Here is a 13293-nt window from a genome sequence, read left to right as displayed (position 1 = left end):
GCGGCCTCAACCACGGTGATCTCGCTGCGATATACTCGTTGAATTACGTCTAGTCGTTTCTCGTCTTTCATTGTCAGGGTTGTCATCCTTCCACCCTGACATAATTACGTTGCCGTTAACCCCTGACATAATCACTTTGCTACAACAAGCGGTGCCGGTTCCAGTTGACAGGGCAACACGTCATTAGTTACTCTCCAGTCAACTTACTTTTCGCGCGAAACAATTCACTTGGAGAACTATATGGGTAATTCAAAATCGCTTTGGTTCGGCGTTTGGGCCGTTGGCGCCGCCGCGTTGCTGGCGTTTTCGCCGAACCAACTCAGTAGTCAGCAAAGCGCGACGGTGTCGATCGACAACGACGACATCGGCGGCGTGGTCACGAGTTCGAAAGGGCCGGAGGCCGGTGTCTGGGTGATCGCGGAGACCACCGACTTGCCGACCAAGTTTGCCAAGAGCGTCGTGACCGATGACCTTGGGCGTTATGTTCTGCCGGATTTGCCGAAGGCGAACTACAATATTTGGGTGCGCGGTTATGGTTTGGTCGATTCGCCGAAGGTCAAAGCGGCGCCGGGTAAATTGCTAAATTTAAAAGCGGTGGTGGCGCCCAACGACGCGGCGGCGGCGCAATATTATCCGGCGATTTATTGGTATTCGATGCTCAAGATTCCGGCCGCCAAAGAGTTCGACGGCAAAGGGGCGATTCCCGCCGGCCTGACTCAGACGGCTTGGCTCAATTCGATGAAGAACAACGGCTGCATCGGCTGCCATCAGTTGGGCCAACTTTCGACGCGGACGTTTCCGAAAAATATTCCCCATCCGATCAACATGAAGACTTCAGAAGAAGCCTGGTTTCGCCGTATTCAGTCGGGACAATCGGGCGAGTCGATGTTCGAAACGGTCTTCAAACAGTTGGGCGGCGCGCCGCTCAAGTATTTCGCCGACTGGACCGACCGCGTCGCCAAGGGCGAGCTGCCGCACGCCAAGCCCGAGCGCCCGCAAGGCGCGGAGCGCAACATTGTCGTCTCGACCTGGGAATGGTCGACGGAGAAAAAATATTTACACGATCTGATCGCATCCGACCGGCGTTACCCGACGGTCAACGCTTACGGTCCGGTTTATGGTTCCGCTGAATACAGCACCGATGCGATTCCCATTCTTGATCCGAAAAATCATACGGTGACGAAACTGATCGCGCCGGTGCGCGACGCCGACACGCCTGAAGCGCTCGGACCGGGACACGCGGCGAGCGCGAATCCCATGCAGCCATCGCCCTATTGGGGCGCCGAGAAACTGTGGGACACCAAGTCGAACAATCACAACGCCATGTTCGATCGCAAAGGCCGCGTCTGGTTTGCCGCCGCGGTGCGCGGTTCCAACAACCCGGACTACTGCAAGAAAGGCTCAGCGCATCCGTCGGCGAAACGCTTTCCGATCGAGCGCACCAATCGCCAAGTGACCATGCTCGATCCCAAAACTGGGCAGTACACGTTCTTCGACACCTGTTTTCAAACGCACCATTTACAGTTTGGCTATGACGCCAACGATACGCTATGGACCAGCGGCGGCGGCGCGGTGGTCGGCTGGATCAATACTAAGTTGTGGGAAGAGACCGGCGATCATGTGCGCGCTCAAGGTTGGACGCCGCTGATTCTCGATACCAACGGCAACGGCAAGCGCGACGATTTTGTCGAGCCCAATCAACCGGTGGATCCGACCAAAGACAAGCGCATCGTCGCTGGCTTTTACGCGGTGATGCCGAGTCCGGTGGACGGTTCGATCTGGGGCACGTTCCGGAGTAATCCCGGCGCCGTGGTGCGCGTGATTCCCGGCAGCAATCCATCGGAAACCGCGCTGGCGGAAATCTACAACGTGCCGCTGCCTGGTTTCGGACCGCGCGGCGGCGATATCGACAAGCAAGGCGTCGTCTGGGTTTCGCTGGCGAGCGGCCATCTCGGCAGCTTTGACCGGCGCAAATGCAAGGGACCGCTCAACGGACCGACGGCCACCGGCAATCACTGTCCCGAAGGCTGGTCGTTCCACAAGTATCCCGGTCCCGGCTTCAAAGACATCGGCGATAACAGCGCCGAGTCGAGCTATTACACCTGGGTCGATCAGCACAACACTTTCGGACTGGGCAACGACGTGCCGATGTCCACCGGCAACTTGAACGACGGCTTGATCGCCATGAAGGACGGCAAGATGATCACGTTGCGCGTGCCCTATCCGATGGGCTTTTACGCCAAAGGCTTTGACGGCCGCATCGACGATCCCAACGCGGGCTGGAAAGGGCGCGGCCTATGGACCACCAGCGGCGACCGCGTGCCGTGGATGAAAGAGGGCGGCAAAGGCGCGAAACCGATCGCCGTGCATTTTCAGCTGCGGCCCGATCCTTTGGCCAAATAAGTCGCGGACTGCGCAAGATTACTTCGGTTTACTTCGGCGGGAATCGTATGTGGCGATTCCCGCCGTTGTTTTTTTGCCGCTTCGATTCGACTCGGCTACCTAAATTCGATTTTTTTAAATCTTCGCCACAATTGCGCTGAGTTTGTTATTCTAGCGACACCATCGGATTCGATTGTGATCTCAAGGAGGAGTCATGGCGATATTATCGGAGATGATTGAAGCGGCTGAGCGTTTCGCCCATTGGAGTGAGATTCAGAAAAAACATCGGAGCGCCGACGTTGAAACCAAGATGAAAGCCTCGCGGCTGCGTTTCACGGGCACCCAGTTGATGGCGGTGGACAGTTCGGTGTTCTTCGAGCAGGTGCTGGAAGCCGATGACTTGATGCCGGTGCGCTATTTTGAAATCGGCCAGCTGGCGTGCAAACCGGTGGGGCGGATTCGCGTCAATCTCGGCGGTTCCGTCGGTGAAGGTTACGCCACCGGATTTCTCGTCGCCCCGGGAATTCTCCTGACCAATTGGCATGTGCTGCGCGATGCGAGCTGGGCGAAAGCGGCGACGGTCACCTTCGACGCCGAAGACGATGCCAAGGGTTATCCAAAGCCCGCGCGGGTGTTTCCGCTGACGCCGGAGATTCTTTACGTGGCCGATCGGAATCTCGACTACTGCTTTGTCGGAGTGCGCGATCATTCGACGGAGAACGTGGCCATCGAGAACTTCGGCTATCTAAGATTGTTTCGCCAGATCGGCAAAATCACCAGGGACGAATACGCGACCATCATCCAACATCCGCGCGGCCGGCAAAAACAAATCGCGTTGCGAAATAATAAAGTCATCGTCTACGTTTACGACGAGGAGTACCGCGACGCCAACAATAGTTTCATGTACTACGAGACCGATACCGACCATGGGTCGTCCGGTTCGCCGGTGCTGTCGGATCAGTGGTTCGTGGTCGCGCTGCACCGCCGCGGCGTGCCGCAGACCAAGAAGGTCAACGGCAAAGTTCAGGTGGTGACGGTGGACGGCAAAGTCGCAGGCGCGGACGAACCGGCAAGTCGCATCCGTTACGTCGCCAACGAAGGCGTACGGGTGAGCAAGATCATCGCCTCCATCGCCGCCAAGGCGAAGTCGAAAAGTTCCGACGCGGCATCGGCGCTGGCCGTGCAAGAGGCGCTCAACGAAACCGCCGCCGATGTGATTCAAGGGCCGCTTTGGGTGCCGGTGTCGCAGACCACGACGGTCACGCGTCCGCGCGAAGTTGGCGGCTTCGATACGTTGGAGGTTGTGCGCCGGCCGCTGAGCATTTTTCAGAATGCTACCGGATACAAAGAAAACTTTCTCGGCGCCGCCCACGCGGTCGGCTTGCCGCAGCCGTCGGCCACCTTGCTTGCGCAAATCGCCCGGCGCATCGACGATCCCGCGCGCTTCGTTTTGCCCTTCAATCATTTCACCACCGTGATGCACGCGGCGCGGCGCTTGCCGGTGTACGCCGCGGTGAACATCGACGGCGCCAAGAAACCGACGGCGGGGATGCCGCCTCGTCCGACTTGGTCCTACGATCCGCGCATCGCCGAAGACCACCAACCGGACGACACGATTTTTAGTTCGGAAGTGCAGCGCGGCCATATGGCGGCGCGGGATTTGATTTACTGGGGCGAGGACGCGGCCATCGCCGATCGCCATAGTTTCACCTTGACCAACGTCTGCCCGCAGATCGGCGCTTTCAACGGCAATCGCGAGTGGGCCAAGCTCGAACGGCAGATTATCAACATGGCTACGACGGGGAAGTTGGCGATCTCGGCGTTTATCGGACCGGTGTTCAACAAAGCCGATCCGCTTTACGACTCGCTGCGCGGGCCGCGCTCGACGGCGGCGGTGGGCACCGGGATTCGACTGCCCAATCGCTTTTGGTACATCATCGCCTGGATCGAAGCGGGCAAGCGGCGCAAACGCTGCTTTCTCCTCGATCAATCCGACGACATCGCCGAAGCCGGAACCCTCGAAGCCGATTTCGCCACGCCGGCCACCGTGACGGAAACCACGCTGGCAAACATCGAGAAGCTTTCCGGGCTAACGTTCAAAGATTTGAAAACATTTCGCTAGTGGCCCAGTGCCGCGATACGTTCGCTATAGAATTCCGAACCTCCCCCTTTGAAAAAGGGGGAATGAGGGGGATTTGAAGCTCTGCGCATAAGAAAATCCCCCCTTGCCCCCCTTTTTCAAAGGGGGGACGTCCAAAACCAGGCTAATATCTTTTCAGTTAACTTCTGCACAGACACTAGTTCGATGACACTATCAGCCGTCGATATCGCGCCCTTGGCGAACATGAACTTGCACTGGCGCGATCGTTAGTCGACCACTTCGGAAACATAGAAGTCGATGAAGCGCCGGTTGGCGTTGGCCAGTTCGTGGCCTCTAGCCATTTGCTGGCATTCCTCCGGCGTGTGGGTTTTAACCGGGCCAAGCGACGCGGTCATGATCTGGATGCGCGCGGTGCGCACCAGATCGATGCCCAAGCGCAGCAATGTGTCGAGGTCGTGGGCCACGATTGTGGCGCCGTGGCCGCGCAGCAGGACGGCATTTTTATCGCCCAGGGTGGCGGCGACTTTGTCACCGAGTCCGGCATTACGAATCAATAGCGGCGAGTCGTAGATCGGCGTGCCGCGATGAAAAGGGACGCCGCAGTTGGCGACGACTTTGATTCCCTGGGTGGCGACGCTGATCGCGACGACTTCATCGGCGTGGTAATGCAAAATGCACTGGACGTCGGGCCGGGCCTTGTAGATCGACGTGTGCATGGCGGTCTCGCCGTTGGGCTCGCCGAAGCCTTCGAGTTTGTTGCCGTCTTGGTCGATGACGATCAAATCGCGCAGGGCGACTTTTCCCGGCGGCATATGCGGTGTGCTGAGAATGCGGCCGTCGGCCAGGCGCGCGGTGACGTGGCCGTAGCCGTCGACCAGTCCTTGGTGCTGCAAAACTTTGCACACCATAACGATTTTTTCTTTGAGCGCTTCGATGGGATCGAGCATGATTGCCTCCGTATGTTAGGATTGCAAAAATGATTTGCTTAACGGCAGCATTATCGCAAAATTTCGCCGCAGGCTAGTGAATTTATCGTGTTCGAGCTCGTGCTCGTGTTCGCTGAAATGAAACTGGACAATTTTTGCTGGGTCATGTAGCAAAGGGCAGCTGACGATAACCCGGAGAGAACCATGGGCGAAATACTTGGGCTCGGCGTGACGCATTATCCTGGGCTGACGGCTGAAGGCAATCTTTGCCGGCGCATCAAAATGTGTCTGGCCGATCCGGCGCTGCCGGAGCGTTTGCGTTCCATCGACAATTGGCCCGAGCCAATGCGCCGGCAGTGGAGTAACGATGACGGCTTGGCTCATTCCAACGCGCACCGCCAAGAGATGATCGACGGCTTTCGCATGGCGCGCCGCGCTCTCGATGAGTTTCAACCCGACTTCTGCGTCATCTGGGGCGACGATCAGTTCGAGAACTTTCGCGACGACTGCGTGCCGCCGTTTTCGGTGCTCGCCTACGATCAGGTCGAATTCTTTCCCTGGCGCGACCATCAGCGCGGCGTCAATTCGTGGCACGAACCGAAGGAAAAAGTTTTCTCGGTGCGCGGTCATCGCCAGGGCGGCAAACATCTCGCGGCGTTCTTGCTCGATGCCGGCTTCGACATCGCTTACGCTTACAAGCCGCTGCACCTGACTCTCGGTCACGCCTTTGCCAATTCAGTTTTATTTCTCGACTGGGACCGCCAAGGGTTTCCCTATCCGCTGGTGCCGTTTACGACCAACGCTTACGGCCGTTATCTCACCGCCAGCGGCGGTGTGCCGCCGACGCCGTCCATGGCGGCGAGTTTCGCCGGCCGCGAAGATCCGCCGGGGCCGCAGCCGTGGCGCTGTTTTCAGATCGGCGCGGCGACGGCACGGGCGTTCGTCGATTCGCCTTGGCGCGTGGCGTTGATCGCGTCGTCGAGTTGGTCCCATTCTTTTCTCACCGCCAAACATGGCCGCATGTATCCCGACGTCGAGTCGGACCGGCGCTACTACCAGGCGCTATGCGCCGGCGAGTGGGAGACTTGGCAAAATACTAAATTGGCCGAAGCGGAAGATCGCGGCCACCACGAACTGATCAATTGGTTTTGTCTGGCCGGCGCCATGGCTGAACTCAAACGCAAGCCGGATCAGGCGGTGTTTTTGGAATCGTGGATTACCAATTCGGATAAGGTCTTCGCGACGTTTCGACCGCCGCTAAATAAAAGAGCGTAAGGAGTAAGGAGTAAGGAGTAAGGAGTAAGGAGATGCTGCTATGGTGATACTGCACGTGACGATTCAAGTGAAGCCGGAACACGCGGCGGAATTCTTGGACGTGGTCCGCCACGACGCGGAGCATTCCGAGAAAGACGAGCCGGGCTGTTTGCGCTTCGATGTGATTCAGGACCGCGACGATGGCAATCGTTTTTACTTCTATGAAGTTTACAAAGATGAAGCGGCGCTGGCGGCGCACCGCGAAACGCCGCACTTCAAATTCTACGCCGAGAAAACCCAGCCCTGGCTCGCGGCGGCGCCGGAGCGGCGTTTTGGCAAGAATGTAATTCCCGCCGACGCGGCTTGGCGCTAGCAGGTGCTGAAGAAAGCGGAACATGCTTCGACAAGCTCAGCATGAACGGATTTTTCTCAATGATCTTAATTCCTGTTCCGTTCGTCCTGAGCCCGTCGAAGGACTCGGAGGCGTTTTTCAGCACCCTGCTAAAGACTTTTCTTTGCGCGTTAAGGGGGAGGTCGTATGGATGCATTGAAGCGGGTCAATCTTTGCGGCGCACTGTTGTACGTGGCGACGATTCTTGTGGGCCAAGTGTCGGCGCAGGAGAAGATTCGCCTGTCGCACAGCGCCTTGGAGACCAGCAATGCGGTGTGGTTCATTCCCCAAGAGCTGGGGATTTATAAAAAATACGGCGTCGATAGCGATCTGCTTTACATTCCCAGCACGACCACCAGCGTTAGCAGTCTGTTGGCCGGCGACATGCACCTCGCCAACGTGTCGGGCGGCGCGGTGGCCAGCGCGGTGTTGGCCGGCGCGCAGATCGCGATTGTCGCCTGCTATCTCAATTCCTTGCCCTATGAGTTGGTCGTTCACGAGTCGATCAAATCGGCGGAAGAACTCAAGGGCAAAAGCATCGGCATCAGCCGTCTCGGCAGCGCCTCGGACGTGGCGGCACGGGCGCTGTTGCGCGGCTTGAATTTGGAACCGGACAAGCAGGTGCCGATCATGCAGGTTGGCGGCTCATCGGAACGGGCGGCGGCCTTTCGCGCCGGGCGCATTGCTGGATTTCCATCGCCGCCGGGAGTGGTGCATCTGACCAAAGGCATGCCGTTCAGAATTCTTATCGCCACCGCGGAGTTCAAACAACGCTTCGAGTTCCCCTATATTTGCGCGGCGACGACCAAAACTTAATTGCAGAAGAACCGAGAGACCGTCAAGCGGGTCCTCATGGCGCATATCGAGGCGGTGCACTTCGTCAAAAACCGCAAAGACGAGAGCAAGAAGATCATGTCTAAATACGCGCGCACGACCAACGAGGATTATTTAGAAGCGGCCTACAGCGCCAGCGCGAAGCTTTACGACGCCGTGCCACTGGTGACCCGGCCTGGGGTGGAAGTGCAAATCAAAGAAGCGTTGGCGACCGCGCGCAAACCCGGCGCCCAGCTGCGCTTCGAAGACATGGTCGACGAAAGCATCGTGCGCGAGTTGGATAAGAGCGGTTTCATCGAGAAGATTTATAAGAAGTAGGCGGGGAGGGTGGGTCGCGACCCGCCCCTACGCAGAACGCTTGGATTTCCGTCGCTGCGGGAATGACCGTAATCCGCTCGACGAATTTGCGAACACGATCACGAGCTCGTAGGATGCGCTTCGCGCACCGAGCGGTTTCGGGACGTTTCTCGCAAAGGCGCCAAGTTTGGAGGGAAAGAGTCGGTAGGATGCGGTGACCGAAGGGAACCGCATCAGTGATAAGTCGCACTTCTACGATGCGGTTCGCGGACTCACCTCATCCTACGGGATCTACTCGGCGAATTTGCCGACACGTCCACGAACACGATCACTAATCGCGCTAGAGCCGCCGTGGCCGCCAATGAGCGGAGCGGCGCACATGGATGTATTCGTCGCGGACGAAAAATTTTATCAGCACCACGCCGGCGACGAAGCCGCCGACATGGGCCCAGAAAGCGACCCCGCCCATGTCGTCTTGCGACCATAGGCCGCTGGCGAGCTGGAGAAAAAACCAGTAGCCGAGCATCATCCAGGCGGGCAACGCGATCGACGTGAAAAATATAAAAATCGGCACCATCACGTAAACTTTGACGCGCGGATAGAGAATTAAATAAGCGCCCATGACGCCGCTGATCGCACCCGACGCGCCGACCATGGGAATTATTGAATTTGGATTCGCCACGACTTGGCCAAAAGCCGCGGCGAGGCCGGTCAATAAATAAAAACAAATAAAGCGCAGCCGGCCCATGGAGTCTTCGATGTTGTTGCCGAAGAGCCAGAGGAACCACATGTTGCCCAAGAGATGCATCCAGCCGCCGTGCAGAAACATCGACGTGATCAAGTGAGAGACCTGCCGTCCAGGATCGGTGAGACAGAGCAGTCCTTGGCCCATGGGGAAGCGTGAGCCGACTGGCAGCGTTGCGGTGAGTTCGCCGGGAATCAGGCCAAGCTCGCACACCGACTTGGCTAGAGGGTAGGCGCGGCCGGCGCCCTGAACCGTGATCCAGACATAGATATTGAGCGCGATGATCGCCGCGGTGACGATGGCCCAGCGCTGAGTTTGGTTTTCGTCGCGATAGGGGAACATGGGGTGGTGCTTTTTGACTTCGAGCGGCGATCCGCCCATTGCATGCTTCAGGCTTCGATGGAATTGTCGCTGCCAGCCTGGCGCTAATTATTTCGCTTTGCCAGCGAGATCTCTTTGCGCCTCTCTAAGCATCGTCAGGTCGGCCACGTCGGTGAAAGAAATCTCACGGTCGAGTTTGCCGACGCGTTTAGCTTCGTCGATGCCGAGCCGCAGACCGCTTTCGGGGATGCCGCCGTCGTCGTTGTACGATTTAACCACGCTGTCATAAGTCACCGCCGCGAGATCTTTATCGATTTTGAGCCATGTCATCATGACTTGGATCGTTCCTTCGCGTTCCCGATGGATGTAGCGGGTGGCCTTGATGCCGGCTTTGATCACGCGCTTAACTTCATCCGGCTTCTCCTTGATTTTTTTTACCGAGGCGACCAAACCGCTGGCGGGGAAATTAAACAGTTCTTGGGCGCGTGCGATCACGATGAAGGCCAACTTCTTGCCGAGAAAATCGATCGGCGGCGAGCCCAAGGTCGCCGCGGTCAGGCCTTGCTTCATCGCGGCGAAGCGGGAATAGAGCGTTCCGGTGGGCAGAAACTTCGCGTCCTTGTCGGGGTCGAGACCGAAGTGCTTAAACATTAGCCGGGCGATGGACTCGAGTGTTCCGCCATAGGTGTTGAGACCGATCGCCTTACCGCGCAGCTCCGCCACTGTTTTGAACTCAGGCCGGGCGATCAGCGCCATCGGCGCGGCGGGCACGAAAGCGGCGACAATTTTAACCGGTAGTCCGCGAATCGCCGCAGCGATGCCGTTGCCGATCACCGCATCGTAATCGATCTCGCCTGAAACGAGCGCCGCCGGCGAAATCGCCGGGCGAATGCGGATGAACTCCGCTTGCAGCCCTTCTTCTTGAAAAAAACCTTTCACCTCACCCAATGGCAAAGGCAAGAACTGCGCGGCGAGATCGGGAAAGCCGATTCTGATTTTATCCGCCGCTTGGGCCGACGGTAAGAAAATCCAAACGGAAAGCAGAACCCAAATCATTTTTCTCACAAGTTACCTCCGTCGCCGCTTTGATATTGGCTGTTAAAAACTCATCGAACGGTAATATGTTTGGGCTCCACGCTGCGCTGGTGCGAACTATTTAACGCCGGCCATCTGCAAATACTTGAGATCGATAAAGCGTTCGGCGGACGGCAACGGTTCCTTGAGCAAGCCCGCTTCGCCCATGAAGGCGATCACTTGGGTCATGCCTTTGAGATTGATCTCGCCGCGCATAGACATGACGTGGCGTTCGGGCTCGAAGAACAGCGCCAGCGTTTGTTGCGCGATGTCGGCCGCGGTGTCGGTGGATTTAACGATGGTTTGAACCACCGTGTTGCGGTTGCGCGGATCGCGGATGAATTTAAACGCGGCGCCCAAGGCGCGAATGTAGCGGACGATGGCGTCGGGATGTTTTTCGGCCCAGGACTTGCGCGCCGCGGTGACGGTGTAGAGAAAGTCGGGCACCGCGTCGTTGGAAATGCCGAGGACGCGGAAGCCTTCTTTTTGCGCGAGCAAATCTTGCGGCTGGCCGAGCGGCACGGCGTCGCACTCGCCGCGCTTGAGACAGCTCCAGCGCGCCGGCGTGCCTTCAATGATCTTCACTTTGAAGTCGCCATCACGTACGCCGTTCAGCGCCAGCAGCTTGCGCGTCGAAATCGTGATCGTGCCGGCCTCGTCGGCGAGACCGATCATTTTGTTTTTCAGGTCATCGTAGTTTTTGATCTCGGGTTTGACCACCAGGCTATAAATCGGATTGGTAAATTCTCCGGCGACGGCGACGGCGTCGGAGCCATTGAGCGCGGCGCGAATCAAAAACGGCGCGGCGACGTGGGTGATATCGCAACTGTCGTCATGTAGGGCGTCGATCATTTTGTCCGAGCCGCCGGGAATCGGCACGACGATTTTGAAATTCAGTCCTTGGCGTTGAAAAAAATGTTGCCCTTCGGCGATCGTCACCGGCAGGGAGAATATACTGCGCGCCGCGGAGTAGGCTTGGCAGTAGCGCAGAAAGATGGGTTGGGCTGCGCTGGCCGGTGGATCGGTATTAACGATGATTGCTAGAAGTGCGACTACAAATCTACAAGTGATGGTGAAAAGAACCTGGATTCCCGCCTGCGCGGGAATGACGGCGGAGAGTTGCATGTCAGGCCGCTGCTACTTTGTTCCGACCTTTTGCAGAGTGCATTCGATCTCGACGGCGATGAGCGGTTTTTTATTGAGCGGTGTGCGGGTCAGGACGCGGGCTTGCTTATAGCCGTCTTTGGCGCAGGAGATTAATACGTTTGCCGGCTGGATCTCTTTACCGAAGCCGGGGAGTTTATAAGCACCCGCGGCGTTGGTGCGGGCGATCACCGAGCCTTTGCCTTTGATCTCGGCGGTGACCTTGGCGTCGGGGACAGCTTTGCCGGTGGTGTCTTTGACGAAGCCGAAATAATTTGGGCCATGGTCCTGATGGGCGTCGGGCGCTTCGTCGTCGCTGCCGCCGGGCCAGACGGGCGTGGAGGTTAACAGAGTGAAGACGAGCGCGATCGCGAATGAGACAGTAAAATAATTTGCCGGTGATTTCATTGAAGCTCCGTGACAATTCTTCCAGTGCGTCGGTGCGCGCCAACACTATTTAGTAAAGTACCCCCGCAGAATATAGACGAAGGCGAACATCGCCGCCAGAGGCACCGCCCAGGCCAAGCTCGACCAAATGCGTGCGCTGAATATCGCCGGTATGACGCAGGCGAGGGCGGCGACGGCGAAAGCGCCGAGGGCCGAGGTCGCGAGCCAGCCATACCAGTACATCGCCGGTCCGCCGTCGATGGGTTTTTGCACCAGCGCGCCGAAAGCTTCGAGCGCGGGATGATAGGTGAACAGCGCCCAGTTATTTTCCACCGCGAGTAAGTAGATCACTGCGTAGGCTATCGAGAAGACGAACATGAAAGAAGATAGGCGCGAGCTGTTCATTCAAATCCCCGGATGTTGTTGAGCACGTGGCCGACCAGAAAACCCCACCAAACCACGAAAGCTAAAATCAATGTGACAACGGCGCGCGCGCGGGCGTGCTCGCGGGCGAGCGGTTGTCGCCAAAAGTACCAGTAGGCCGGCAGCATACCCATGCCGATGGCGACCAGATGTTCTTTCAGTTCGAAGGCGCCGTTTTGCTTGAACAGCTGCATTTGTTCGAGGACGATTCTGACATTGAGCCGGTAGCTCGGATAGATGATCGAGCCTAAACTCATCGTGAGCAGATAGAGAATAATGATCGCATTGACATAAGATCCCGCCGACACCGAGCGCATGCGTCCGACGAAAGATGCCGAATGGCCGTGCGCCGGCGCCCAAACGCCGATGGTCTGGTGCGTGATCGCGCCGAGCAAGGCGACGGCGAGAAGTCCATGCAAGATGAGTAGGGCGATGATCATGGTTAACTCAATTAGATCGGGTGATCGAGAAGACACGTACTAATTTAGATTCGTGGGTCTCTTTCAGTATTGTGCCAATACCATTACGTTTTGTCGCAAAAGTACCGCAAAGCTCATCTTAGCGTCAAGGCATTAAGCGTCAAGACCGCGTCTCAGTGCTATCGGACTTCGGCTTTGCTTGGTGCGGCTTTCGCTCGCTGACTCCAACAGCTAAGCCACCGCCTCTGGCGGGGAAATTCGAAAAGGCTTTGCCGTGTATAAATTGATTTGGATTCGGTCTTTCCTGCGCTGCGGGATTCGCAAGCCCGACCGAATTCAAAGTCTGGTGCATCAGGTTCGATCGAAACATGAGCCTGACCCCTTCGACTGGGCTTTCTCACAGTACCCACTCTGCGGGTAGCGGATGATTTATGGCTTGGAATACTTCTAAGGAACCTCTGAACAACTGCCCTGGAAGCAGGGCAGCGGAGGATAGATCGTTTTTTTCGTAATGAGTTACAGTTTTTGCGAAGTTATATCAGATTACATTTTGCTCTCGTGGTTAATAGGGTCCTTAGTTTTGCCTCGATTTGCCC

13 protein-coding genes are annotated in these 13293 nt (G+C 57.4%); 6 read left to right on the top strand and 7 right to left on the bottom strand.

What is annotated here, in order from left to right; all coding sequences use genetic code 11:
* The first annotated feature begins 240 nt into the window (after positions 1-240).
* Together EXR70_22470 and EXR70_22465 are read left to right on the top strand one after the other, a co-directional pair.
* A complete protein-coding gene (locus tag EXR70_22470; GenBank protein MSP41261.1) occupies positions 241-2403 on the top strand; it encodes a carboxypeptidase regulatory-like domain-containing protein in 2163 nt (720 codons plus the stop codon).
* Positions 2404-2596: 193 nt separating this feature from the next.
* On the top strand, positions 2597-4504 hold the full coding sequence (locus tag EXR70_22465; GenBank protein ID MSP41260.1) for a hypothetical protein: 1908 nt from the start codon (positions 2597-2599) through the stop codon (positions 4502-4504).
* 245 nt (positions 4505-4749) lie between these two features.
* On the opposite strand, the gene EXR70_22460 is transcribed toward EXR70_22465, so the two are convergent.
* Positions 4750-5430 (bottom strand): class II aldolase/adducin family protein, encoded by a 681-nt coding sequence (locus EXR70_22460; protein MSP41259.1) that lies wholly within the window; start codon positions 5428-5430, stop codon positions 4750-4752.
* A 183-nt stretch (positions 5431-5613) separates the two neighbouring features.
* Between EXR70_22460 and EXR70_22455 the strand changes: the two genes are divergently transcribed.
* From EXR70_22455 to EXR70_22440, 4 genes are all read left to right on the top strand, one after another.
* Entirely contained in the window at positions 5614-6684 is a 1071-nt protein-coding gene (locus EXR70_22455; protein ID MSP41258.1) for an extradiol ring-cleavage dioxygenase, read from the top strand.
* Between the two features lie 40 nt (positions 6685-6724).
* On the top strand, positions 6725-7036 hold the full coding sequence (locus EXR70_22450) for an antibiotic biosynthesis monooxygenase (GenBank protein MSP41257.1): 312 nt from the start codon (positions 6725-6727) through the stop codon (positions 7034-7036).
* 165 nt (positions 7037-7201) lie between these two features.
* Positions 7202-7870, top strand: coding sequence for a hypothetical protein (locus tag EXR70_22445; GenBank protein MSP41256.1), 669 nt, complete (start codon positions 7202-7204; stop codon positions 7868-7870).
* Positions 7871-7906: 36 nt separating this feature from the next.
* Positions 7907-8206: a hypothetical protein gene (locus EXR70_22440; GenBank protein ID MSP41255.1), complete on the top strand. Its 300-nt coding sequence runs from the start codon at positions 7907-7909 to the stop codon at positions 8204-8206.
* A 319-nt stretch (positions 8207-8525) separates the two neighbouring features.
* Here EXR70_22440 and EXR70_22435 read toward each other — a convergent pair whose 3' ends face one another.
* The 6 genes from EXR70_22435 to EXR70_22410 all read right to left on the bottom strand — a co-directional run bounded on the left by EXR70_22435 (position 8526) and on the right by EXR70_22410 (position 12718).
* On the bottom strand, positions 8526-9272 hold the full coding sequence (locus EXR70_22435) for a rhomboid family intramembrane serine protease (GenBank protein ID MSP41254.1): 747 nt from the start codon (positions 9270-9272) through the stop codon (positions 8526-8528).
* Positions 9273-9359: 87 nt separating this feature from the next.
* A complete protein-coding gene (locus EXR70_22430) occupies positions 9360-10316 on the bottom strand; it encodes an ABC transporter substrate-binding protein (protein MSP41253.1) in 957 nt (318 codons plus the stop codon).
* A gap of 87 nt (positions 10317-10403) precedes the next feature.
* Positions 10404-11450, bottom strand: coding sequence for an ABC transporter substrate-binding protein (locus EXR70_22425; protein ID MSP41252.1), 1047 nt, complete (start codon positions 11448-11450; stop codon positions 10404-10406).
* Between the two features lie 12 nt (positions 11451-11462).
* Positions 11463-11876 (bottom strand): carboxypeptidase regulatory-like domain-containing protein, encoded by a 414-nt coding sequence (locus tag EXR70_22420; GenBank protein ID MSP41251.1) that lies wholly within the window; start codon positions 11874-11876, stop codon positions 11463-11465.
* A 45-nt stretch (positions 11877-11921) separates the two neighbouring features.
* Positions 11922-12260, bottom strand: coding sequence for a hypothetical protein (locus tag EXR70_22415; protein MSP41250.1), 339 nt, complete (start codon positions 12258-12260; stop codon positions 11922-11924).
* Positions 12257-12718, bottom strand: a complete 462-nt coding sequence (locus tag EXR70_22410) for a hypothetical protein (GenBank protein MSP41249.1) — start codon at positions 12716-12718, stop codon at positions 12257-12259. Before EXR70_22410 ends, EXR70_22415 begins: the two co-directional genes overlap by 4 nt.
* Positions 12719-13293: the final 575 nt, after the last annotated feature.

The sequence above is a fragment of the Deltaproteobacteria bacterium genome, assembly GCA_009692615.1.
Classification (GTDB): domain Bacteria; phylum Desulfobacterota; class Binatia; order UBA9968; family UBA9968; genus DP-20.
This window is presented reverse-complemented; position numbering and strand designations above follow the sequence as displayed.